This window comes from Pantoea sp. Taur (assembly GCF_009830025.1).
GTDB classification, from domain to species: domain Bacteria; phylum Pseudomonadota; class Gammaproteobacteria; order Enterobacterales; family Enterobacteriaceae; genus Pantoea; species Pantoea communis.
Genome location: NZ_SZZZ01000004.1, coordinates 280,505 through 305,095 on the forward strand (window position 1 = coordinate 280,505; position 24,591 = coordinate 305,095).

Here is a 24,591-nt window from a genome sequence, read left to right on the forward strand (position 1 = left end):
TGAGTCTCTGATGAGTTTTGATATTGCAAAATACCCGACACTGGCATTAGCGAGCACGGTTCAGGAATTACGTTTACTACCGAAAGAAAAACTTCCGGTACTGTGTGACGAGCTGCGTCAGTATCTACTGGATAGCGTGAGCCGGTCTTCCGGCCACTTTGCTTCGGGTCTGGGCGTCGTCGAACTAACAGTCGCGCTGCATTATGTTTATAACACCCCGTTTGACCATCTGGTGTGGGACGTTGGTCATCAGGCCTATCCGCACAAAATTCTGACCGGACGCCGCGATCGTATCGGCACTATCCGCCAGAAAAATGGCCTGCATCCGTTCCCGTGGCGCGGCGAAAGTGAATACGACGTATTAAGCGTCGGTCACTCATCGACCTCGATCAGCGCCGGATTGGGCATGGCGGTTGCCGCTGAGCGCGAAGGCAAAGGACGTCGTACTGCCTGTATTATTGGTGATGGCGCCATTACCGCGGGCATGGCGTTCGAAGCCATGAACCACGCAGGCGACATCAAACCTGACATGCTGGTGATCCTTAACGACAACGAGATGTCGATCTCGGAAAACGTTGGCGCACTCAATAATCGTCTGGCACAGATTCTCTCTGGCAAAACCTACTCACGGCTGCGCGAAGGCGGCAAGCGTGTATTGGGCGGACTGCCACCGATCAAAGAGCTGGTGAAGCGCACCGAAGAGCACCTGAAAGGCATGGTGGTGCCGGGCACGCTGTTTGAAGAGCTGGGCTTTAATTACATTGGTCCGGTTGATGGCCACGATGTGCTGACGCTGGTGAGCACGCTGAAGAATATGCGTGACCTGAAAGGCCCGCAGTTCCTGCACATCATGACCAAAAAGGGCAAAGGCTACGCGCCTGCCGAGCAAGATCCTATCGCCTGGCATGCGGTACCGAAGTTCGATCCGGCCAGCGGTTCCCTGCCGAAAAGCGCGCCAGGCCTGCCGAGCTACTCGAAGATTTTCGGTAGCTGGCTGAGCGAAATGGCGGCGGACGATCCGCGTTTAATGGCGGTGACGCCGGCGATGCGTGAAGGTTCTGGCATGGTCAGCTACTCTCGTGACTATCCGCAACAGTACTTTGACGTGGCGATTGCTGAACAGCATGCGGTGACCTTTGCTGCAGGTATGGCGATTGGCGGTTATAAGCCGGTGGTGGCGATTTATTCCACCTTCCTGCAGCGCGCTTACGATCAGCTGATTCACGATGTGGCGATCCAGAAACTGCCGGTGCTGTTCGCTATCGATCGCGGCGGCATTGTTGGCGCCGATGGCCAAACGCATCAGGGCGCATTCGATATCGCCTTCCTGCGCTGTGTGCCCGAAATGGTGATCATGACGCCAAGCGATGAAAACGAATGCCGCCTGATGCTCTACACCGGCTATCACTATCAGGCGGGGCCAAGTGCAGTGCGCTATCCGCGTGGCACGGGCACTGGTGCTACGCTGGAGCCGTTGGCCAGCCTGCCGCTGGGCAAAGGCATTGTGAAGCGCCGTGGTGAAAAGCTGGCGATCCTCAACTTCGGCACGCTGTTGCCTGAAGCACAGGCTGCCGCTGAAGCGCTGAACGCCACGCTGGTAGATATGCGTTTTGTGAAGCCCCTGGATGAAGCCTTGATTGCCGAACTGTCCACCAGCCATGATTCGCTGGTGACGCTGGAAGAAGGCGCGATCAAAGGCGGAGCCGGTAGCGGCGTCAACGAATACGTGATGGCGAAACGTCTGCGTGTACACGTGCTGAACCTCGGCCTGCCAGATGAATTTATTCCGCAGGGCTCGCAGGAAGAAGTTCGTCAGGATTATCAGCTGGATGCCGCCGGTATTCAGCAGCAAATCACTGACTGGCTGGCACAGTAATCCCCTCCCCGCTCCTGCTGCTATGCTTAGGGCATTCCTAACGCATAAGAGCAGGAGCTCCCATGAAAACCATTCGTTTAGGCCAAACCGACTTACAGGTTTCGCGTCTCTGTTTAGGCTGCATGACTTACGGCGATCCGATGCGCGGCAATCACGCATGGACCCTGCCCGAAGAGAGCAGTCGACCGCTGATCAAGCAGGCGCTGGACGCGGGCATTAACTTTTTCGACACCGCCAACAGCTACTCCGATGGCAGCAGTGAAGAGATCGTCGGGCGTGCGCTGAAAGATTTCGCCCAGCGCGATCAGGTTGTTGTCGCCACCAAGGTCTATTTCCCGCTCAGCAACCTTTCTCAGGGGCTGTCACGCAAGAACATTCTGCAATCCATCGACGATAGCCTGACGCGTCTCGGCATGGAGTATGTCGACCTGCTGCAGATTCACCGCTGGGATTACGACACGCCGATCGAAGAGACGCTTGAGGCGCTGAATGAGGTGGTGAAATCGGGTAAAGCGCGCTACATCGGCGCTTCTTCGATGCATGCTGCACAGTTCGCTCAGGCGCTGGATCTGCAAAAGCAGAATGGCTGGGCATGTTTTGTCAGTATGCAGGATCAGTACAACCTGATTCAGCGTGAAGAAGAGAACGAGATGCACCCGCTGTGTGAACGTGAAAGCATTGCGGTGCTGCCGTGGAGCCCGCTAGCGCGCGGCAAGCTGACGCGTCCATGGGGCGAAACCACGGCGCGTTCGGTATCGGATAACGTGATGGAAAAACTCTATACCGGCACCGAAGAGAACGATGCGGCGATTGCAGAGCGTCTGGCGACCATTGCCGCCGATAAAGGCGTGACGCGTGCACAGGTGGCACTGGCGTGGCTGCTGCATAAACCGGTGGTCACAGCCCCGATTATCGGTGCATCGCGCGAGCAGCAGTTTGCAGAGTTGGTTAAAGCAGTGGATGTGGAGCTGAGTTCAACGGATATCGCCGAGCTGGAGACGGTATATCAACCGCATCCGGTTGTAGGATTCGAGTAATGATTTAACAGCCCGCATCCTGCGGGCTATCCTGGCAGACTCATTCCGTTTAGCGCTGCGGATTGCCAGCCCCTGAACGGCACCAGCTTGCTCTGAAGCTTTCGTACGCGTTGTGACAGAGGGCACGTGAGTTAGGCGCACCTGCCGAATTAAAGCACCAGCCCCAATCCATACAAAATTGCCGCTGATATCACGCCCGCGATAATGTCATCGACCATAATGCCCATGCCGCCATGCACGTTCTGATCGAACCAGCGAATCGGCCAGGGTTTCCACATATCGAAGATGCGGAAGATGACAAACCCGGCCAGCACCCACTGCCAGCTCATCGCTGGGATCGCCATCAGCGTAATCCACATGCCGATAAACTCATCCCAGACGATGCTGCCGTGGTCGTGCACACCCATGTCTTTCGCCGTGCGATGGCACAGATAAACGCCCACGCTAATGCCAATCAGCACCAGCAGAGAGTAAATCTGCAACGGCAGAAAGGTCATCAACCACCAAAAGGGAATCGCGGCAATCGAACCGGCGGTGCCAGGCATGATCGGGCTCAGGCCACTGCCAAAACCGGTTGCCAACAGATGCCAGGGATTGCTCAGGCGCAGGCGGCTTTTCGCTACATCTTTACTTCGCATTAAAGTGATCAAATCCCTTGTGATTAAAACGACGTGGCTTGCCATTCTCCAGCAGAGTCAACCCGTCGGCTTCAGGCGCAATCTGCCCGATGCAGGTATAAGGCACACCAAGATGACCCAGCGCCACGTCCAGCGCACCACGATTGACTTCCGGCACGGTAAAGCACAGCTCATAATCTTCGCCGCCACTTAACGCCCAGGTCAGCACCTGTTCCGGCTCAAAATGATCGCGCAACGCAGCAGACAGCGGCAACGCTTCCAGATTGAGGCGCGCACCGACGCGGCTCGCCGTGAGAATATGGCCGAGATCGGCAATCAAACCATCGGAGATATCGATCGCCGAGGTCGCCAGATTGCGCAGCGCCTGGCCCTGCAACACGCGTGGCATCGGGCGCAGATGGCGCTTGATCAACACTTCATGGACAGCCGGATCGTTCAGGCGATGACGATGTTGTAGCAGCGACAGGCCAGCCGCGCTGTCACCCAGCGTACCGGTGACAAAGATCCAGTCGCCAGGTTTGGCACCCGAACGCTTTAATGCGCGTCCTGTCGGCACCAGACCGTGAATCCCCAACGTCAGGCTCAGCGGTCCGCGCGTGGTATCACCGCCAATCAGCTGCATATCGTAGTAATCCAGCAGCTCAAAGAGGCTGTCGCTAAATGCGGCCAGCCAGCTTTCATTCACTTCAGGCAAGGTAATCGCCAGCGTCAACCACGCCGGATCGGCACCCATTGCCGCCAAATCACTGAGATTCACGGCCAGCGCTTTGTAACCCAAATCGGCAGGATGGATATCACGCAGGAAGTGCACGCCCGCCACCAACGTATCGGTGCTAATGGCCAGCGTCTGTTTTTCGGGCACGTTCAGTAACGCACAGTCGTCACCAATTCCCTTCTCCACATCGCGGCGGGAGCTGGTAACGCGGTTAAAATAACGTGCGATCAGTTCGAATTCACCACAGGACATAAGTCAGGTCTCAATGAGAAAAAGGCCGGTAAACCGGCCTTTCGCATTTATTTTTTATTGGGTCGAATTTGTGGGGCTGCTTTATCCAGCACGCCGTTGACAAACTTGTGGCTGTCTTCGGCGCCAAACACTTTGGCCAGTTCGATGCCTTCGTTGATGGCCACTTTATAAGGCACATCAGAACGTTTGCTCAACTCATACAGCGAAAGACGCAGAATGGCTTTTTCTACCTGACCCAGCTCTTCCAGCTGACGTGACAGGTAAGGCTTCATCAGACCGTCCAGGTACGCGCTGTTAGTCGCCACACCGGCCAGCAATTCGCGGAAATAGCTAATATCGACGTCTTTGACGTCTTGTTCCGCCAGAAACTGGTATTCCACATCGGCAATGTCGTTGTTCGACAGCTGCCAGGAGTAAAGCGCCTGGACAGCGCACTCACGGGCGCGACGACGAGCAGCAGGTTTCACAAAATTCCCCTTCCAAAAATCAGGCTTTGATGGCTTTCAATACGTTAATCATTTCGAGTGCAGTCAGGGCCGCTTCGGCGCCTTTATTACCTGCTTTGGTGCCGGCGCGTTCAATCGCCTGCTCGATGTTTTCGGTGGTTAACACGCCGAAAGTCACCGGAATTTCGCTGGTCATCGCCACGTTGGCAATGCCAGAGCTGGCTTCACCTGCCACATATTCGAAGTGGGCGGTGCCGCCACGGATCACGGTTCCCAGAGCCACGATTGCATCGTGCTTACCGGCTTTTGCCAGTGCGCGCGCTGCCAGAGGCAGTTCGTAAGCGCCTGGAACCCAGACCACAGTGATGTTTTCTGCTTTGACCTGGCCAATACGCTTCAGCGCATCGACCGCGCCATCCAGCAGGCTGTCATTAATGAAGTTGTTAAAACGCGCAATGACAATGGCAATGTGAGCATCAGGCGCGGCAACAGGAGCTTCGATAACTTTCATACATATCCTTTGGGTGTTTGATTTATGGCCCCGCAGAAGGGGGCGGATTCTATCATACTCTTCGACAACGCGCTCAGGCTTTTCAGTGGGTGCTTAAGCGGGCGTCAGGGTCAGTCGCAGGTCCGCGCCAACCTTGCGTACGTCACTAAACTTCAGCTCTGGCGCATCGGACAATCGTTCCAGCCCAGGCAGTTCACACAGGCCGCGTGCCGCATTGCCCAGCAGCTTTGGTGCCACATAGACAATCAGTTCATCGACCAGTCCAACCTGCAACAGCGCACCGGCTAAACCGGCACCTGCCTCAACCCACACCGAGTTAATCTGACGCTGGCCGAGTAACATCATCATCGCCACCAGATCCAGTTGCTCTCCGCGCAGCGGCACCGCAATCTGGCTGACGCTGTCTGGCCAGGTTTGCTGATCGATTTCACTGCGCATCAGCCAGGTTTCGCCCGGCTGACTCATCAGTCGATGTTGCGGCGTCACACGCTGTTGGCTATCAATCACCACGCGAACCGGTTGACGCAGCGTGGCTTCATCCAGCTGCTGGCGTGCATCTTCATTCAGTTCGCCCCAGCGCACGGTTAATGACGGATCGTCTGCCAGCACGGTGGCACTGGAGGTAAGAATAGCCGAACTCTGGGCACGTAATTGTTGCACATCGCGCCTTGCCGCCGCCGAGGTGATCCATTGACTTTCGCCACTGGCCATCGCGGTGCGCCCATCAAGGGATGCGCCGAGTTTGAGCTGAATCCACGGGAAGCCAGTGCGCATACGTTTCAGAAAACCACGATTCAATGCTTCCGCTTCGCTCATCATTAAGCCGTGGCTGACTTCAATGCCGGCCTGCTGCAAACGATACAAGCCGCGTCCCGCCACTTGCGGATTGGGATCCTGCATTGCCGCCACCACGCGACTGACGCCCGCAGCGATCAACGCATCGCAACACGGCGGCGTGCGGCCATGATGGCTGCAGGGCTCCAGCGTGACATAGGCGGTCGCACCTTTAGCTTTTTCACCCGCCATGCGCAGCGCGTGCACTTCAGCATGCGGCTCGCCCGCACGGTGATGCCAGCCTTCGCCGACAATCTCGCCGTCGCGTACAATCACGCAGCCAACATTAGGATTAGGTGTGGTGGTAAAACGTCCGCGACGCGCCAGTTCCAGCGCGCGCGCCATGTAGCGTTCGTCAGTCATGGCTTAGTCCTGTAAGCGGGCGATCTCTTCGCCAAAATCACGGATATCTTCGAAACTGCGGTATACAGAAGCAAAACGGATGTAAGCGACCTTATCGAGTTTCTTCAGCTCTTCCATCACCAGATTACCGACCAGCTTGCTGGGAATTTCGCGTTCGCCGGTGGCACGCAGTTGCGTTTTAATGTGGTTGACGGCGTTATCCACCGCATCGGCGCTCACCGGGCGCTTCTCCAGCGCCTTCATCATGCCGCTGGCGAGCTTATCTTCGTTAAAGGGTTCACGCACATCGTTGCTTTTCACCACGCGCGGCATCACCAGCTCAGCCACTTCAAAGGTGGTAAAACGCTCATGGCACACCAGACACTGGCGGCGGCGACGCACCGATGAACCTTCACTGACCAGGCGAGAATCAATCACTTTGGTGTCCACAGCGGAGCAGAAGGGGCAATGCATGGCGTTTCCTGTCGCGAGATAAATAGGCCACACAGTGTAGCGCGATCTTCAAAGCAACTGAATACACGCGACCGAATCACCGCCCGGCTCACAGACGCAGGATGTCACGCTCTGTAAACAAGAAAAGCCACTAAGCTTAAACAGCCAATCCGGCACATTTGCAGGAGGTCACATGGGTCTGTTCAATTTCGTGAAAGAAGCAGGTGAAAAGTTATGGGATGCCGTCACCGGCGCTGATGATCCCAGCAAAAAACTACAGGATCATATTAATCAACTCGGCTTACCTGACAGCGATAAAGTGAAAGTCGATGTGCAAGGCGACACCGTTACCGTGAGCGGTGATGGCATTTCACAGGAGCTGAAGGAGAAAATCCTGGTGGCCGCCGGTAACGTGGCAGGGATTACCAAGGTCGATGACAAGGTCACCGTCACCGACAGTGCGCCAGAAGCCGATTTCTATACGGTGAAAAAAGGAGACACCCTGAGTGCGATTTCCAAACAGGTCTACGGGAATCCCAATGAATACAACAAGATTTTCGCAGCAAACAAGCCAATGCTGACGCATCCTGATAAGATCTACCCCGGCCAGGTATTACGTATTCCGAAATAACAGAAAGGACAATGCATGACGATCAGGACGTTTTGGGCGCCCGCCGCACTTTCGCTGCTGGTGCTCAGTGGTTGTAGTTCAACGCCGACTTCACCGCAGGTCAAAGAGTTACATCAGGAAGTCAGCCAGCTTAACCAGCAGATGCGCAAGCTCACCAATCAGGCAACGGCGCTGGAAATTCAGGGTCAACTCAATGGGCAATCGACCCAGGGGGCATGGCTGTTGCCGCAAGCCAACACTCCCGTCGAGTTACAGACGCAGGTGGGCAAATTGCGCCTGTCACTGTCTCGCGTCGAGGGGGAAGCCAGTGGTAGTCGCGCCAACCTGAATATCCGTTCCACCGATGACCAGCCGATCCCCGCGCTGAGCGCCACCGTGGTATGGGGTGAGCTGGATCCAGCCAGTGGCAAACCGCTGAATGCGGAGAGTCTGAGCCAGACCATTCAGGTTGAAGCCAGTTTAACGCCGCGCAGTTCTGTCACAGTGCCGCTGCGGTTGAGCGGACTGACGCCGGAGCAACTCGGCTATGTGCGCGTGCATGATGTGTTGCCTGCAGCAGAAAAAGGGAAAGCGCCCTGATCGTATGGAGCATAAAAAAACGGGCTGCCCTTAGGCAGCCCGTTTCATTTCATCAGCAGAATTAAGGCAGGATCGAAGGCTGATCTGCGCCCTCTTTCTCCACTTTCTGCACCAGCATGTGTTCACGCTTCATACCCAGTTTCAATGCCAGAGCAGAAGAAACATAGATAGATGAAACGGTACCGATGGTGACACCGATCAGCATGGTCAGCGAGAAGCCTTTCAGCAGCGCACCACCAAAGATGAACAGAATCAGAATCATCGCCAGCGTGGTCAGCGAGGTGATCAGGGTACGGCTTAACGTTTGGGTCAGCGACACGTTAGTAATATCGTAGGAAGAACCGCGACGAATTTTGCGGAAGTTCTCACGAATACGGTCGGAAACCACGATTTTATCGTTAAGCGAGTAACCAATCACCGACATCAGTGACGCGACAATCGTCAGGTCGATCTCGATGTGTGACAACGCCAGAATGCCGCAGGTGATGATGACGTCATGCGCCAGTGCCAGCACGGTACCCAGCGCCAGACGCCACTCAAAGCGGAAGCCGATATAGATCAGAATCGCAATCAGTGCCGACAGCAGCGCCATCGCACCGGCTTGCGCCAGATCGCTACCCACGCTTGGGCCGACGAACTCAATGCGCTTCACGATCGCGTTCTGCTGCGTCGTCTCATTGATGGAGGTCACGACTTTGTTGCCGAGCTCCTGACCTGCTGCACCGGTGGCTGGCGGCATACGCACCATCACGTCACGGCTGCTGCCAAAGTTCTGCACCAGCGGCTCCTGGAAGCCCGCTTTCACCAAACCTTCACGCAGTGCGTCCAGATCGGCCGGTTTTTCCAGGTTAATCTCAATCACCGTTCCGCCGGTAAAGTCGAGGCCCCAGTTGAAGCCTCGCACACCGATAATGGCGATAGACGCCACAATCAGCAGACCGGAGATGATGAATGCCAGCGTATCCCAGCGCATAAAGTCGACGACCTTACGCCCGTGGTTCAGCTGCTCAATACTATATTCCTGTGCCACAACGCACTCCTCAGATGGACAGCTTGTTGATGCGTTTGCCGCCGTAAACCAGGTTAACGATGGCACGGGTGCCGACGATAGCGGTGAACATTGAGGTCGCGATACCGATAGCGGTGGTGATCGCAAAGCCTTTAATGGAGCCGGTACCGACCGCATAAAGAATGATAACTTTGATCAGCGTAGTGACGTTGGCGTCGACGATACTGGAGAAGGCGCCTTTGTAGCCTTCGTGAATCGCCTGCTGTACCGAGCGTCCGTTACGCAGTTCTTCTTTAATACGTTCGTTAATCAACACGTTGGCATCGACAGCAACCGCCAGCGTCAACACGATACCGGCAATCCCCGGCATGGTGAGGGTCGCACCCGGCAGCAGTGACATGATGCCGACAATCAGCACCAGGTTGCACAGCAGCGCGCTGGTCGCAATCAAACCAAATTTCTTATAGAACACCACCATAAACAGAATGGACGCGATCAGACCCCACAAGCAGGCTTCGAGACCCTGAGTGATGTTCTGCTGGCCCATTGTTGGACCAATGGTACGCTCTTCCACAATCTGAATTGGCGCGATCAACGCACCGGCACGCAGCAGCAGCGACAGCTGACGCGCTTCGTTCGGGTTGTTGATACCGGTGATGCGGAAGCTGTTACCGAGGCGCGACTGAATGTTCGCCACGTTAATCACCTGCTCCTGTTTCACCAGGATTGCACGACCGTTGGCGTCTTTCTTACCGCTGTCCTTGTACTCCACAAACAGGGTCGCCATCGCTTTACCGATGTTGTCCTTGGTGAAGTTCGACATCATGTTACCGCCCGCGCCATCCAGTGAAATGTTCACCTGCGGCTGGTTGTACTCGTCCATGCTGGACGTCGAATCGGTAATATGGTCACCGGTCAGAATCACACGCTTGTACAGCACCACTGGCTGGCCTTCACGCGTCTCTTTCACTTCCGAATCACCCGGCACACGGCCACTCGCCGCGGCAGTTGGATCAACGGTGGTGTTTACCAGACGGAATTCCAGGGTCGCAGTGGCACCCAGAATCTCTTTGGCACGCGCCGTATCCTGAATACCCGGCAGTTCCACCACGATGCGGTCAGAACCCTGACGCTGCACCAGAGGCTCGGCAACGCCAAGCTGGTTCACACGGTTACGCAAGATATTGATGTTCTGCTGAACCGCATACTCACGGGCTTCGCTCAGACGCGCATCGGTCATCACCGCACGCAGCGTATCGCTGCCGACGCTGGAGATCACCAGATCGCGATGACGCGGTGACAGGTAGCTGATCGCCGCATCACGGCTGGCGCCGTCGCGGAAACGCACTTCTACACCGTAGTTAGCGATTTTATTGACGTTGGTATACGGGATGCTTTTGTCGCGCAGGTCACTGCGCAGGCCATCGGCATTCTGCTCTTGCAGCTTGCCCAGAGCGGTATCCATATCCACTTCCATCAGGAAGTGTACGCCGCCACGCAGATCAAGACCGAGTTTCATCGGCTGTGCAGCCAGCATGGTCAGCCAGCGCGGGGTTGCCGGCGCGAGGTTGAGTGCCACAACATAGTTGTCGCCCAACGCGGTAGTGATGGCATCACGCGCGCGCAGCTGTGCATCCTGATTGTCAAAACGGGCCAGAATGGCGCCATTTTCCAGAGCGAGGGATTTGCTCTGGATATTATCTTGTTTTAATAAAGTCTGGACCTGATCCAACGTCTGTTCACTGGCGGCGCCACCGCGCGCACCAGTGATCTGAACGGCCGGATCCTCTCCATAAAGGTTAGGAAGCGCATAGAGCAGGCCGACGAGAATCACGACGACCAGCATGATGTACTTCCACAAAGGATAACGGTTTAACACGGCAGTTCCCTTCGGGAAGAAAAAATTACAGCGCCTTCATAGTACCTTTCGGCAGAACGGCGGCCACGAAATCACGTTTTACAACTACTTCAGTGGTGTCGTTCAGGGCGATAGAAACGTAGCCGTTGTCAGCCACTTTGGTCACACGACCTACCAGGCCACCGCTGGTCAACACTTCATCACCTTTAGAGATGGAATCCATCAGCTTCTTGTGATCTTTAGAACGTTTCTGCTGCGGGCGCAGAATCATGAAATAGAAGATCAGACCAAACACCACCAGCATGATCACCAGAGAATAAGGACTTCCCTGAGACGGAGCGCCTGCTGCGGCAACGGCGTCAGAAATGAAAAAGCTCATTAAATTTCCCTCATTGATAGAATTATCAGACGTTTAACGGTGGAACCGCTTTACCCGTCCGTTGGTAGAACTCGCTAACAAAGTGCTCTAATTTACCCTCTTCGATGGCCTTACGTAAACCCGCCATCAGACGCTGGTAATAGCGCAGATTGTGAATCGTATTCAGACGTGCGCCCAGTATTTCGTTACAACGATCAAGATGATACAAGTAGGCGCGACTGTAATTGCGACAGGTGTAGCAATCACAATCAGCATCCAACGTACTGGTGTCATCTTTATACCTGGCGTTACGGATTTTCACCACGCCATCGGTCACAAACAGGTGACCATTACGCGCATTACGCGTTGGCATGACGCAGTCAAACATATCGATACCGCGGCGAACGCCTTCCACCAGATCTTCTGGCTTGCCGACGCCCATCAAATAACGCGGTTTATCTTGCGGAATTTGCGGACAGACGTGTTCCAGGATACGGTGCATGTCCTCTTTAGGTTCACCCACCGCCAGGCCGCCCACAGCGTACCCATCAAAGCCGATATCTACCAGACCTTTAACCGAGACATCTCGTAAATCTTCGTAAACACCGCCCTGAATAATGCCGAACAGCGCATTTTTATTCCCGAGTGAATCAAAGCGATCGCGGCTACGCTGCGCCCAACGCAGTGACATCTCCATCGAACGTTTGGCGTAATCCCAGTCTGCTGGATACGGCGTACACTCGTCGAAAATCATCACCACGTCTGAACCGAGGTCGTACTGAATTTCCATCGATTTTTCCGGATCGAGGAAAATCGGATCGCCGTTGATCGGGTTACGGAAATGCACGCCCGCTTCGGTGATCTTACGAATGTCACCGAGGCTGAACACCTGAAAGCCGCCGGAGTCAGTGAGGATCGGTCCCTGCCAGTTCATGAAATCGTGCAGGTCACCGTGCAGTTTCATGATCTCCTGGCCCGGGCGCAGCCACAGGTGGAAGGTATTACCGAGCAGGATCTGCGCACCGGTGTCTTTCACTTCTTCCGGCGTCATGCCCTTCACGGTGCCGTAGGTGCCCACAGGCATGAATGCCGGGGTTTCCACCACACCACGATCGAACACCAAACGGCCACGGCGCGCGCGCCCGTCGGTGGTATCTAATTCAAATTTCACATTGACCTCATTAGATAATCAGAGAAACAGTCTGATTATTAAGCTCCAACCACTTCGTCAGGAGCCTGTGGATTACGGGTGATGTACATGGCATCCCCGTAGCTAAAGAAACGGTACTGCTCTGCCACCGCGCTTTGGTAAGCCGCCATGGTATTTTTGTAACCGGCAAATGCTGACACCAGCATAATCAGCGTCGATTCCGGCAGATGGAAGTTGGTGATCAGCGCATCAATCACCTGATAGTGATAGCCCGGATAGATGAAGATCTGCGTGTCGTCGAAGAAGGGTGCAATCAGCGCATCCTGAGCCGCCTGCGCCGCGCTCTCCAGAGAACGCACGGAGGTGGTGCCCACCGCGACCACTTTGTTGCCACGCGCTTTACACGCCAGCACCGCATCCACCACATCCTGCGGCACTTCGGCATACTCAGAGTGCATGATGTGGTCATTGATGTTCTCGACGCGCACCGGCTGGAAGGTACCTGCGCCAACGTGCAGCGTGACAAATGCCATTTCGATGCCTTTCGCGCGCAGCGCGTCCAGCAACGGTTCATCAAAATGCAAACCGGCGGTCGGTGCGGCTACCGCACCCGGACGCGCGCTGTAAACGGTTTGATAAAGTTCACGGTCTGCTTCTTCATCCGGACGATCAATATACGGCGGCAACGGCATATGGCCGACGCTGTTAAGGATATCCAGCACTGCGCGGTCATCGGCAAATTCGATTTCAAACAGCGTATCGTGGCGCGCGACCATGGTGGCTTTGACGCTTTCGTCATCGCCCAGCAGCAGCTCTGCACCCGGCTTCGGCGCTTTTGAGGCACGCACGTGCGCCAGCACGCGTTTGTCATCCAGCATGCGCTCTACCAGCATCTCGATTTTGCCGCCACTGGCTTTTCGGCCGAAGACACGCGCTGGGATCACGCGGGTATTGTTAAACACCAGCAGGTCGCCCGGATTGAGTTTATCCAGTACGTCGGTAAACACTTCATGGCTTAACGCCCCACTTGGGCCATCCAGCGCCAGCAAGCGGCAACCGCTGCGCTGCGCCTGCGGATAGTGGGCGATCAAAGATTCTGGCAACTCAAAAGCAAAATCGGCTACACGCATGCATCACTTCTTTCAGGACTCAAAAAACAGGCGGCATAGTTTAGCGGAAAAGCGGCAAATTCTGAACAACTGGCTGCATATCTGTGATTCTGCCTATAATGCGCCATGAACTTTCTCGCTCACCTTCACCTCGCACAGCTGGCAGACAGCTCCCTGCTGGGCAATCTGATGGCCGACTTCGTGCGCGGCAATGTGCAATCGCAATGGCCGGAACCGGTTGTGGCGGGCATCGCTATGCATCGCCGACTGGATGTTTTGACGGATAACCTGCCGGAAGTGCGTGAAGCGCGGCAATTCTTTCGCGCTGAAACTCGTCGCGTTGCGCCCATCACGTTGGATGTCATCTGGGATCACTTCCTCGCGCTGCACTGGGACCAGCTGCACCCTTCCCAATCGCTGGTCGCGTTCACGGCGGCAGCCGAGCGTGAAATCATGCCGCAACTGCCCGGCACGCCAGAAGGATTCATCGAACTCAATTCGGTGATGTGGCGCGAGCGCTGGTTTGAGCACTATGCCGAACCAACGCGGCTGGCCCGCGTATTGAGCGGTATGGCACATCGCCGCCCGCGTCTGGCAGCACTGCGCGACTCCTATCAGGATTTTGTCGATCATTATCAGCAACTTGAACCGCTGTTCTTCCAGTTCTATCCGCGCCTGATGGACGCTGCGCGCCACCAGCAACTCTAAACCCGCTTTTTTTCACAATCCCTGCATTTCCGCCTCTTGCCAGCCGCAGTCATCTGCGGCTTAATGAAACCTTTCTTAACTTTTGTTAAGTAGGTCACACCGCCAGATCGCCTTTTTCGGCGTTTTTTGTCACTTCGTTTGCCAGAAAATGATAAGAGGGAAAGATGTCATCAGCTACGCTAACCGAACTTGACGCGCGTTATCACTTTGCCTGTGATGTCGCTAAAACTGCAGCCAGCCGCGCTTTATCCTGGTATCAGCAGCGTCATCAACTGGTGATTGAGCATAAAAAGGATTTACAGGATGTGGTTAGCGAAGCCGACCGCAACGTGGAAGAATTGGTCAAGCACCTGATTTACGAACGCTTTCCCGATGACGCCGTGCTGGGTGAAGAGAGCGGTGGTGAAACTACAGGTGCGCGCTTTGTCTGGGTGATTGACCCGATTGATGGCACCAGTAACTTCCTGAATGGATTACATAATTGGTGCGTGTCACTGGCGATTGTCTGTGAAAATGAGCCGGTAATTGGCGTGGTCTGCGATCCCAACCATCATGAGACCTTCCATGCCTGTCGCGGTAAAGGTGCCTGGGTCAATGAAAAGCGCATTCAGGCGCACAGCGCTCAGCATCTCAATCAGGGCGTGCTCGGCATCAGCAGTTCGAACAGTCAGCCGGTAGAGCCGCTGACAGCCTTTATTGGTGGCTTGCTGTCACAGGGCGGGATGTTCATCCGTAATGGCTCTGGCGCATTAATGAGTGCCTGGGCCGCCGCTGGTCGTTTAATTGGTTATTACGAAGCGCATATGAATCCGTGGGACGGTTTACCCGGTATTGTATTGATGCGTGAGGCCGGCGGCATAACCAATGATTACCTTGGTCACAACGGTCTGCAGCAGGGCAATCCTGTGCTGCTCGCCAATAGCGTTATCTACCCTCAGCTCAAAGCACTGTTACCCGCGCATATCAGCCTGTAGCCGATTCACCACATCATGAAAGATAAGCCTGAAGGATAATCCGGGCTTATCTTTTCGCTATTTATGCTTCAGCGGTGTAAATACAAATACCACCTTAATCTGCGATTATTCTAATTTTCTTCCGCCCTGATATTTAGCGGCTAAAAGCGCGTATTCTGTCAGCGTCAATCATCCCTTGTAATACCCATGTTTCTCCTTTGTAACTTTTTTCGGCGACAGGATGCGCCGATTTATTTTTTCTGGAACGCATAACCATTCTTATCCAAACTTCTGGGTTAAATTATGACTGCGAATGCCTCTCACCATTATCGGGCGGATATTGACGGCCTGCGCGCCGTCGCCATCATTCTGGTGGTACTCTTTCACTCCGGCGTCACCTCGCTGCAGGGTGGCTTTATTGGTGTCGACCTCTTCTTTGTTATTTCCGGCTTTCTGATCGGCGGTATTATCAGCAAGGAAATATCCGAGGGTCGCTTCTCATTTTATCAATTCTATTTACGCCGCATTAAACGTATCGCTCCCGCGTTATTTTTCATGATGACGATATTGCTGCTACTGGGCTTCATCCTGCTCTCACCGCTAGAGTTCAGCCAGCTGGCCAAATACAGCCTGGCGGTATTTATCGCCGTACCCAATATGCTGCTACTCAAGAGCGGTGACTATTTCAGTACCGATTCCGATTTAAATCCCCTGCTCATGACCTGGTCATTGGGAATAGAAGAACAGTTCTATATTGTGCTGCCATTCATTCTGCTTTTGGCCGTACGACTCAAACGTTCGATGCGCTCTGTGGTACTGATACTGAGTGTGATCTCTTTGGTGGCCTGTATCGGGATCACACCGTTTGCCACCACCCACGCCTTTTATCTGTTGCCAACCCGCGCCTGGGAACTCGGTGCCGGTGTGCTGCTGGCGCTGTGGAAACCACAACCCCTCACCGGCCGAGCGGCCAGCCTGCTCAATCTGCTGGGCTGGGTGATGATTATCGCCGCCAGCCTGTTGCTTAGTAGCCATAGCCAATTTCCGGGCTGGTTGGCGATCATTCCCGTGCTGGCGGGTTGCCTGATGATCGGTGCGCGCAGCGAGCTTAACCAGTTACTGTTAGAAAATCCGCTGATGCGCTTTATCGGCAAGATCTCTTATTCCTGGTACCTGTGGCACTGGCCGCTGCTAAGTCTGGCGCGCATCTGTAGCGATCACCCCCTTACCGTCTGGCAAGGTTTGATGATCTGCGGTGCAGCGCTGGGTCTGGCCTGGTTTTCATGGCGCTTTGTCGAGCAGCCCTTCCGCCAGACGCGCATGGGCACGCGTTGGGTAATCCCCGGCTACTGTGCCTCATCCCTGATTGCGGCGGGTGCGATGCTGCTGTTGTGGCAAACCGGGGGCATGAAATCGCGGGTTAGTGAACTCGTCGTGAATGCGGACAGCTGGAAAATCTCGGCGCAGCGTAATCCGTGCTTGCTTGATTACGGGGCTAACCTGCCCTCCGGGCATGAGGAGTGTCATCCAAACACCGATCGCCCCGGTATCGCCTTAATTGGCGACAGTCACGCTGCCGCACTACGTGCTTCGGTGTCGGGCTATGCACAACGTCAGCATAAACCGCTGTATCAACTCACCAAAGCCTCCTGCCCGTTTCTGATTGGTGCCACGCGCGTGGTGAGCCAAATGCCACATCATGCGCAGCAATGCATCACTTTTAATCAGGAAGTGCTGAAGATGGTGCTGAGCGACAAGGTGGACGAAGTGGTGATCAGCGCCTATTGGGCATCGGGTATGAGCCTGTTGCCCGGTGCCGGTTTCCGCGAAACCGATCATCCTGAAAAGAGTAATCTGGAGGCGCTGCAAGCGGGTATGGATCGCGTGGTGGCTCAGCTGACTCAGGCGGGCAAAAAGGTCACGGTAATAGAGGATGCGCCTTCAGTGGACGTTGACCCGCTGCGCTACAGCAATAACCGTAACATTCCGATTCGTCGCGAACTGAGCGCCTGGCTGAGCAAGTGGGAAGCTCCGCCGCTGCTCTCTGAGCGCACCAGATTGTTTCAGTTCCCGGAAGAGGCCGTGGAGAAATTATTGCAGCGCTATAAGCAACAAGGCGTACGCGTGTTATCGCTGCGAGAGAATCTGTGTAATGAGCAGGGCTGTTTGATCACCAGCGGAGGATTGCCGCTCTATTATGATGACAATCACCTGAGCCCGGCGGGCGGAGAGATTGCGTTGGGTAGCAACTGGTAGTCGTGCTTCGGCCTGCGCTTTTCATCATACTTAAAAGCTCAGGGCGGGAATCTCTCCCGCCCTGAACACTACCTATCCTTCCACGCTTAACGGGCAAACATCCCACCCGTTATGCGCATCAGAATGATCAGGCTTTCCGCTTTTTCGCCAGCGGCCAGGCCAGCAACAGCAGCACAATCCACGCGAAGCCAACATACAGCGACACGCGCGTGTCAGGGAAATAACCGATCAAGGCAATGATGAACACCAGGAAAGCCACGCCAATCCAGGCGGTTTTGCTGCCGCCTGGCAGAGCGAATTGCAGCTTGCCCGCCTGCTCTTTGCCAATTTTGCGGCGAAACGCGATTTGCGACAGCAGAATCATGATCCACACCCACACCGTGGCGAAGGTCGCCAGCGACGCGATCACCAGGAACACTTTTTCCGGCATCAGGTAGTTGAGATACACGGCGATCAGCATCGCCACCATCATCACCAGCACGGTGACCCACGGAATCCCGCGATCCGAGACCTTCTGGAACATCTTCGGCGCATGGCCCTGCTGCGCCATGCCGTGCAGCATACGCCCGACGCCAAACACGTCGCTGTTGATCGCCGACAGTGACGCTGTCAATACCACAAAGTTAAGAATCGATGCCGCCGCCGCAATGCCCAGATGCTGGAAAGTCAGCACAAAAGGACTGCCGGAGGTGCCGACCTGGTTCCACGGATAGATCGACATGATGACAAACAGCGTGCCGACATAGAACACCAGAATGCGCAGCGGAACCGAGTTGATGGCGCGCGGAATCGACTTCTCAGGCTCTTCCGCTTCACCGGCGGTGATACCGATAATTTCAATGCCGCCATAGGCAAACATCACCATTTGCAGTGACAGCAGCATGCCGACAATGCCGTGAGCGAAGAAGCCGCCGTTGGTCCACAGATTATGGATACCCGTAGGCTGACCGCCGTTGCCGATGCCCCAGAAAATCATGCCAAAACCGGCGATGATCATGATGATAATGGTGGCGACTTTGAAGAAGGAGAACCAGAACTCGACTTCACCAAACACCTTCACGCTCATCAGGTTAATGGCACCGATAATCAGCACCACCGACAGCACCCAAATCCAGTGCGGTACTTCCGGGAACCACACGCCCATGTAGATACCAAAAGCCGTCACGTCGGCAATCGCCACAATCAGGATTTCAAAACAGTAGGTCCAGCCGGTGATGTAACCTGCTAACGGCCCCAGATAGTCCTGCGCGTAGCGCGAAAACGAGCTGGCCTGCGGGTTATTCACTGACATCTCACCCAAAGCACGCATGATGATGTACGCCACCGCACCGCCGATGATGTACGCCAGCAGCACGCTGGGGCCTGCCATTTTGATCGCATCCGCCGAGCCGTAAAACAGCCCGGTACCGATTGCCGATCCCAGCGCCATAAAACGGATGTGGCGCGTGCTCAGTCCGCGTTTGAGCTTGTTGGTTTCTTGCATAACACCAATACCTTGTAAATGAAAAAACCACGGGCAAGCCCGTGGTTGAAATTAACAGCAATGTCGATTACGAGTGGGCAGCGACCTGTTCGCGTCCTTTTGCCCGATCGACCACCGCGGCAATCACCAGCATCACCAGCGATGGCGGCAACCAGGAGAGTCCCTGATCGGCCAGTGGCAGATGCTGGCTAAACAGCGGCAGCACATCTTTAAAATTGGTGGTTTTGATGGCATCAACGATGCCAAACAGCAGGCTCACCAGCATGGTTGGCGCGATAATACGTGCGCTCTTATTCCACCATTTCAGGGTGAAGCTCAGCACCACCAGCACGATGCACGGTGGATAAATCGCCGTCAGCACCGGAATCGAGATCTGAATCAGGTGGCTCAGGCCGAGATTCGACACCACCATGGAGAACAGACCCAGAATAAACACCAGCGCTTTATACGACAACGGCAGGTATTGCGCAAAGAATTCCGCACAGGCGCAGGTTAGGCCAACCGCCGTCACCATGCAGGCCACGAAGATCAGTGCTGCCAGGAAGAAGCTGCCCATGCCGCCAAAGGTCTGCTGCACATACGCATGCAGAATCGCTGCACCATTGGCATTCTGATCAACCAGGCCAGCACTGCCAGAACCGAGTTTGAACAGGCTCAGATACACCAGCGTCAAGCCAACACCGGCAATCACGCCCGCCAGCATGGTGTAACGGGTCAGCAGTTTCGCATCTTCAACGCCGCGAGAACGTGCCGCATTGACGATAACAATACCAAACACCAGCGCACCCAGCGTATCCATCGTCAGATAGCCGTTAACGAAGCCGCTGGAGAAGGCCGCACGCTGGTAATCAGCCGTAGCAGGCGCGATACCACCGGCCGGCCACAGCAGTGCTGCCAGACCGAGAATGGTCAGCGCCACGATTTTCAGCGGAGCGAGGAAGTGGCCGACAGTGTCCAGCAATTTGCCAGGATACAGGGAAATGCCAATCACCAGCGCAAAATAAATCAGGCTGTAGATAAACAGCGGCAGCGCGCCATCACCGGTCAGCGGAGCAATCCCCACTTCAAACGACACGGTCGCCGTACGCGGCGTGGCGAACAGTGGGCCCACTGCCAGATAGCAAACCGTTGCCAGCAACAGACCTGCGGCTTTGCCAATCGGTGAGCTGAGAGCATCAATGCCGCCGCCCACGCGCGCCAGGGCGATAACGGTCATCACCGGCAAGCCAACGGCCGTAATAAGAAAGCCGAAAGCGGCAACCCAGACGTGTTCGCCAGACTGAATCCCCACCATCGGTGGAAAGATAATGTTTCCTGCGCCTACGAACAGGGCAAACGTCATGAAGCCCAGCGCCAGGATATCCTTGGAGGTTAAACGATGTGTCATAAACTTCTGTACTGCCTGTAGCTGATGTTGCGGTGGAAGTTGAGTGCGTGTTGTCCTCTGCATGCACAAAAACAAAGGCTTATCTGATGAGTTCAGAGCGTTATGCGGGCCTAATCGTTAAAGCGCAGGTGATTTAATCTACTTTTCTTCTGTTAGCAGAGGGATAAATCGACAACGGCGCAAATTAAAACGTTTATAGCGAAGAAAGGCAATACGGGATCGGAAAACCAGAAGGATATAGCAAGAAAGTGACTCAAAGCAGTGTATCAGCGGGGAATAGCGTGAAAACACCTCAGATGATTTGCTTAAAGTTTCCGCATCACGGGAGATCTCCTCGCAAAACCAGGCTTTAAAATGCACAAAAGGCGCGATTTACGCGCCTGTTTGCACAAGTTTACAGCATCACCACACCTGATTGGCGATATCGACCACCAGACGAATCTTCTGCCACTGTTGCGCTTCCGTCAGGCTGTTGCCCTCTTCCGTTGAAGCAAAGCCACACTGTGGGCTGAGGCAAATCTGGTTCAGGCTAACGAACTGCGAAGCTTCCTGCAGGCGCGCTTTCACCTGCTCCGGATCTTCCAGTTCACCGTTCTTAGTCGTGATCAGACCCAATACCACTTGCTGATGGCCGGGTTTGATAAAGCGCAGCGGCTCAAAACCACCGGAACGCTCGTTGTCATATTCGAGGAAGTAAGCATCGATATTCACCTGACCAAACAGAATCTCGGCCACCGGCTCATAGCCACCTTCGGAAATCCAGGTTGAGCGGAAGTTGCCGCGGCACACATGCAGACCAATGGTCAGGTCAGCTGGTTTATCTTCCAGCGCTTTGTTCAGCACCTCAGCGTAAATACGCGCCAGTTCCTGCGGATCTTCACCGCGCTCACGGATCTGCTGCTGCTGATCCGAAGAGCACAGGTAAGCCCAAACAGTGTCATCCAGCTGCAGAAAACGGCAGCCCGCCGCGTAGAAAGCCGCGATCGCATCTTTGTATGTCTGCGCCAGGTCAGCAAAGTACTCTTTCAGATCGGGATAGACGGTGGCATCGATCACTTTACGGCCACCACGGAAGTGCAGCACGCTTGGGCTTGGGATGGTCATTTTCGCCACGGCGTCGCCCGCAATGCTTTTCAGGAAGCGGAAGTGATCCAGCATCGGGTGATGTGGATTAAAGGCCACCTTGCCGGTGACTTTCACGCCGTGCGCTTTGGTTTGCACGCCGTTGAACTGGATGCCCTGCTCCGCTTCAAATAGCTCAACGCCTTGCAGATCGCCAAAGAAGTCAAAGTGCCACCAGGCGCGACGGAACTCGCCGTCGGTGACCACTTGCAGGCCGTTAGCGCGCTGCTGCTCGACCACGTGGCGGATTTCTTTATCTTCTACCTGACGCAGCTGCTCAGCCGTGATCTCGCCATTGGCAAACTGCACGCGCGCTTGCTTGATCGCCGCAGGACGCAGAAAACTGCCGACGGTATCGGCACGGAACGGTTGTTGTTGTGGCATGTTCACTCCTGGCTAAACGCATAATTGCGTCAGGGTATAATTTCACCCGGTTATTTATAGCCATCTGGATGGCTAAATGTCCAGAAAGAGTGACATGCTGAAACAAATTGGGCAATGGAAGAAAATTCAGGTGACGTGAATAAAATTCATGATCGGGTGCTCGTTCTTCCATTTTACTCAATGGCGGCACGTGCCTGGGCCATCTGGCTTTCGGAAAGTGGCAAATAACCGGCTTCAGTTACCCGGCGCTGCCCTTCAGGTGATAACACCTGATGCAGGAACGCATTCACCAGCGGCGGCAGCGGTTTGCCCGGCGCTTTATTGACGTAAATATAGAGCGGACGCGACCACGGATAGCGGCCGCTGCGAATGGTTTCGGCGTCCGGCATCACGCTATCGCCGCTGGCAGTGACGATGGGCACCATCTTCACGCCGCTTAAGTGAAAACCAAAACTGGCATAACCAATGCTGTTGGGTGTTGCCGCGACGGCCTGCACCACCGCCGCCGAGCCGGGAAACTCCGCGACGTCCGAGCGGAAATCCCCTTTACACAGCGCCTGCTGTTTGAAGAAGCCCCAGGTACCTGATGCCGAATTACGGCCAAAACGCTGAATACTGCGTCGCGCCCAATCTCCCTGGTTGAGGCCAAGATCGCCCCAGTGCTGCGGCACCGAGTGCGCACCACACAGACGAGTGACAGAGAAAAGGGCATCGAGTTGCGGTTGATCGATACGCGTTAGCGGGTTGTCCTGATTGACCACCACCACCAGCGCATCCATCGCCACCGGCACCGCCAGCGGGGGATAGCCGTAGCGCGTGGTAAACAGTTGGCGTTCATCAATTTGCATCGGGCGGCTCATCGCCCCGAGCTGGGCAGCGCCTGCCGCCAGCGCGGTGGGTGCGGTTGAGGATCCAGCCGCCTGTACCTGAACGTTAACGCCCGGTGACTGGCGGCTGAAATCCTCGCCCCATAAGGTCATCAGATAGCCGAGGGTATCGGAACCGACGCTGCTCAAATTGCCGGTGAGCATGGTTTGTTGGCTTTGTGCCAGCGTAGAGCACAGCAGCAACGTGAACAGCAACAGCGATCTCATCAGGTTTTTCCGCAAATCAGGTCAGGAACATTGAACTGCACATTCTGTCGCGCCGCGATTCATCACGCAATCAATTGCGCCACTTCATCGTGCTTAACTGACCTTACTGTGCACGCTCTTCGCCACAATCAAACGTGGCGGCAGCACGAAACTAAAACAGGTTTCCTGATGCGGAATACTGGTGATTTCCAGCCGTGCATTATGGTGGCTCAATGCATGCTTAACGATCGCCAACCCTAAGCCACTGCCCCCGGTGGCGCGCGATCGGGCTTTATCCACCCGATAGAAACGCTCGGTGAGGCGCGGCAAATGCTCCTCGCTGATCCCCGGTCCGTTATCGCACACTTTGAACTCCGCGCCCTCTTTGTTACGCAGCCAGCTAATATCGAGGCGCGTCCCTTCCGGCGTGTGATTCACCGCGTTGTACACCAGATTGGAAATGGCGCTGCGCAGCTGTTCATCATTACCGAAGACTTTGAGGTGCGGATCGGTGCGGAAATGAATGCTGTGCCGACCCTGGCTCAGCGTTTCCGCCTCGCGCTGCAACAGTTGCAGCATGCCCGGAACATCCACCGTCTCTTTGAGATCGATAGCCGGTGCGGCCTCGATACGTGACAAAGTCAGCAGCTGTTTCACCAGGCTATCCATGCGACGCGTTTGCTCCTGCATGGTATGCAACGCCTTGCCGCGCGTGCGCTCGTTCATCGTCGCATCGTCCATCATCTCCAGATAGCCCTGCAGCACCGTTAACGGCGTACGCAGTTCATGACTGACGTTGGCAAAGAAGTTACGCCGCGCCCCTTCCAGCTGGTGCATTTGGGTGACATCGCGCGCCACCATCAACCACTGCCCTTCGCTATAGGGCATCACACGGAATTCCATATGATGTTGATTGTTCAGCACCAGCGTCAGCGGCTTGTCAAAATCGCGTTGGCGAATATAGCGGGAAAACTCAGGATAGCGCAGCAAGTTGAGGATGTTCTGGCCATTATCTTCCGGCCAGCGCAGCCCGAGATGCTGTTGTGCCAGCCCGTTGCACCAGAAAATGGTGCCCTCTTCGGTGGTCAGGATCACTGCATCCGGCAGGGATTCCGCGCCGCTACGAAAGCGCTTAATCAGGTTACCCAGCTCGCGACGTCGACGGCGGTTACGCAGTTGCATCTGGTACAAGCCGTAGAACAAGGGCTCCCAGCTACCGCGACCGGCGGGCGGCGTCATGGAACGATCGACCCACAGCCAGTGCGACAGACGCATCAGATTTCTAAAGTGCCAAAACATCACACCCGACACCGCAATCAGCAGTAGCCAGGGCAGATAACCGAACAACAGACCAAGCACCAGCGCGGGCAAACAGACCAGCGCCAGCTCAGTCAATAATCTCTTCCAGGAGAGTCGTTCCAGCACGG

23 protein-coding genes are annotated in these 24,591 nt (G+C 55.3%); 7 read left to right on the forward strand and 16 right to left on the reverse strand.

Annotated features, from left to right (window positions below; genetic code table 11):
• Window positions 1-10 precede the first annotated feature (10 nt).
• The gene (gene dxs, locus FD744_RS08115) at window positions 11-1,876 is read left to right on the forward strand and encodes a 1-deoxy-D-xylulose-5-phosphate synthase (RefSeq protein WP_160867936.1); all 1,866 of its coding nucleotides are present in this window, start codon (window positions 11-13) and stop codon (window positions 1,874-1,876) included.
• Window positions 1,877-1,938: 62 nt separating this feature from the next.
• Window positions 1,939-2,913: an aldo/keto reductase gene (locus FD744_RS08120; RefSeq protein ID WP_160867937.1), complete on the forward strand. Its 975-nt coding sequence runs from the start codon at window positions 1,939-1,941 to the stop codon at window positions 2,911-2,913.
• A 149-nt stretch (window positions 2,914-3,062) separates the two neighbouring features.
• Here FD744_RS08120 and pgpA read toward each other — a convergent pair whose 3' ends face one another.
• The 6 genes from pgpA to nrdR form a co-directional block, all read right to left on the reverse strand.
• Window positions 3,063-3,551, reverse strand: coding sequence for a phosphatidylglycerophosphatase A (gene pgpA, locus FD744_RS08125; protein ID WP_034831038.1), 489 nt, complete (start codon window positions 3,549-3,551; stop codon window positions 3,063-3,065).
• A complete protein-coding gene (gene thiL, locus FD744_RS08130; protein WP_034831036.1) occupies window positions 3,541-4,518 on the reverse strand; it encodes a thiamine-phosphate kinase in 978 nt (325 codons plus the stop codon). The genes pgpA and thiL overlap by 11 nt, the downstream gene beginning before the upstream one ends.
• 47 nt (window positions 4,519-4,565) lie before the next feature.
• Window positions 4,566-4,985 carry a transcription antitermination factor NusB gene (nusB, locus tag FD744_RS08135; protein WP_038648596.1) on the reverse strand — a complete coding sequence of 140 codons (420 nt, stop codon included), beginning with the start codon at window positions 4,983-4,985 and terminating at the stop codon, window positions 4,566-4,568.
• Window positions 4,986-5,004: 19 nt separating this feature from the next.
• A complete protein-coding gene (gene ribE / locus FD744_RS08140) occupies window positions 5,005-5,475 on the reverse strand; it encodes a 6,7-dimethyl-8-ribityllumazine synthase (protein ID WP_160867938.1) in 471 nt (156 codons plus the stop codon).
• Between the two features lie 93 nt (window positions 5,476-5,568).
• Entirely contained in the window at window positions 5,569-6,672 is a 1,104-nt protein-coding gene (ribD, locus tag FD744_RS08145; protein WP_160867939.1) for a bifunctional diaminohydroxyphosphoribosylaminopyrimidine deaminase/5-amino-6-(5-phosphoribosylamino)uracil reductase RibD, read from the reverse strand.
• 3 nt (window positions 6,673-6,675) lie between these two features.
• On the reverse strand, window positions 6,676-7,125 hold the full coding sequence (nrdR, locus tag FD744_RS08150) for a transcriptional regulator NrdR (protein WP_034831027.1): 450 nt from the start codon (window positions 7,123-7,125) through the stop codon (window positions 6,676-6,678).
• A 172-nt stretch (window positions 7,126-7,297) separates the two neighbouring features.
• On the opposite strand from nrdR, the gene lysM reads away from it, so the two are divergent.
• Entirely contained in the window at window positions 7,298-7,735 is a 438-nt protein-coding gene (gene lysM, locus FD744_RS08155; RefSeq protein ID WP_045833917.1) for a peptidoglycan-binding protein LysM, read from the forward strand.
• Window positions 7,736-7,750: 15 nt separating this feature from the next.
• Window positions 7,751-8,314, forward strand: a complete 564-nt coding sequence (locus FD744_RS08160; RefSeq protein WP_160867940.1) for a DUF3251 domain-containing protein — start codon at window positions 7,751-7,753, stop codon at window positions 8,312-8,314.
• 61 nt (window positions 8,315-8,375) lie between these two features.
• On the opposite strand, the gene secF is transcribed toward FD744_RS08160, so the two are convergent.
• The 5 genes from secF to queA are packed head-to-tail and all read right to left on the reverse strand — an operon-like array spanning window position 8,376 to window position 13,819.
• Window positions 8,376-9,344, reverse strand: a complete 969-nt coding sequence (secF, locus tag FD744_RS08165; RefSeq protein ID WP_160867941.1) for a protein translocase subunit SecF — start codon at window positions 9,342-9,344, stop codon at window positions 8,376-8,378.
• Between the two features lie 10 nt (window positions 9,345-9,354).
• On the reverse strand, window positions 9,355-11,202 hold the full coding sequence (secD, locus tag FD744_RS08170) for a protein translocase subunit SecD (RefSeq protein WP_160867942.1): 1,848 nt from the start codon (window positions 11,200-11,202) through the stop codon (window positions 9,355-9,357).
• Between the two features lie 25 nt (window positions 11,203-11,227).
• The gene (gene yajC, locus FD744_RS08175) at window positions 11,228-11,560 is read right to left on the reverse strand and encodes a preprotein translocase subunit YajC (RefSeq protein ID WP_034831018.1); all 333 of its coding nucleotides are present in this window, start codon (window positions 11,558-11,560) and stop codon (window positions 11,228-11,230) included.
• Window positions 11,561-11,585: 25 nt separating this feature from the next.
• The gene (gene tgt, locus FD744_RS08180) at window positions 11,586-12,710 is read right to left on the reverse strand and encodes a tRNA guanosine(34) transglycosylase Tgt (RefSeq protein WP_160867943.1); all 1,125 of its coding nucleotides are present in this window, start codon (window positions 12,708-12,710) and stop codon (window positions 11,586-11,588) included.
• 38 nt (window positions 12,711-12,748) lie between these two features.
• On the reverse strand, window positions 12,749-13,819 hold the full coding sequence (gene queA / locus FD744_RS08185; RefSeq protein WP_058961447.1) for a tRNA preQ1(34) S-adenosylmethionine ribosyltransferase-isomerase QueA: 1,071 nt from the start codon (window positions 13,817-13,819) through the stop codon (window positions 12,749-12,751).
• A 105-nt stretch (window positions 13,820-13,924) separates the two neighbouring features.
• Between queA and FD744_RS08190 the strand changes: the two genes are divergently transcribed.
• The 3 genes from FD744_RS08190 (at window position 13,925) to FD744_RS08200 (ending at window position 17,715) form a co-directional block, all read left to right on the forward strand.
• Complete coding sequence (locus FD744_RS08190; RefSeq protein ID WP_097117505.1) at window positions 13,925-14,506, forward strand: ACP phosphodiesterase; 582 nt, start codon at window positions 13,925-13,927, stop codon at window positions 14,504-14,506.
• Window positions 14,507-14,670: 164 nt separating this feature from the next.
• Window positions 14,671-15,480: an inositol monophosphatase gene (locus FD744_RS08195; RefSeq protein ID WP_097117506.1), complete on the forward strand. Its 810-nt coding sequence runs from the start codon at window positions 14,671-14,673 to the stop codon at window positions 15,478-15,480.
• A 282-nt stretch (window positions 15,481-15,762) separates the two neighbouring features.
• Window positions 15,763-17,715 carry an acyltransferase family protein gene (locus FD744_RS08200; RefSeq protein WP_160867944.1) on the forward strand — a complete coding sequence of 651 codons (1,953 nt, stop codon included), beginning with the start codon at window positions 15,763-15,765 and terminating at the stop codon, window positions 17,713-17,715.
• 127 nt (window positions 17,716-17,842) lie between these two features.
• On the opposite strand, the gene proY is transcribed toward FD744_RS08200, so the two are convergent.
• From proY to phoR, 5 genes are all read right to left on the reverse strand, one after another.
• Window positions 17,843-19,198, reverse strand: a complete 1,356-nt coding sequence (proY, locus tag FD744_RS08205; protein WP_160867945.1) for a proline-specific permease ProY — start codon at window positions 19,196-19,198, stop codon at window positions 17,843-17,845.
• A gap of 67 nt (window positions 19,199-19,265) precedes the next feature.
• Window positions 19,266-20,585 carry a branched-chain amino acid transporter carrier protein BrnQ gene (gene brnQ, locus FD744_RS08210; RefSeq protein WP_160867946.1) on the reverse strand — a complete coding sequence of 440 codons (1,320 nt, stop codon included), beginning with the start codon at window positions 20,583-20,585 and terminating at the stop codon, window positions 19,266-19,268.
• Window positions 20,586-20,987: 402 nt separating this feature from the next.
• Window positions 20,988-22,091, reverse strand: a complete 1,104-nt coding sequence (locus tag FD744_RS08215; RefSeq protein ID WP_058961453.1) for a cobalamin-independent methionine synthase II family protein — start codon at window positions 22,089-22,091, stop codon at window positions 20,988-20,990.
• 173 nt (window positions 22,092-22,264) lie between these two features.
• Complete coding sequence (locus tag FD744_RS08220) at window positions 22,265-23,185, reverse strand: PstS family phosphate ABC transporter substrate-binding protein (protein ID WP_045833908.1); 921 nt, start codon at window positions 23,183-23,185, stop codon at window positions 22,265-22,267.
• A gap of 93 nt (window positions 23,186-23,278) precedes the next feature.
• Window positions 23,279-24,589: a phosphate regulon sensor histidine kinase PhoR gene (phoR, locus tag FD744_RS08225; protein ID WP_160867947.1), complete on the reverse strand. Its 1,311-nt coding sequence runs from the start codon at window positions 24,587-24,589 to the stop codon at window positions 23,279-23,281.
• Between the last annotated feature and the right edge of the window lie 2 nt (window positions 24,590-24,591).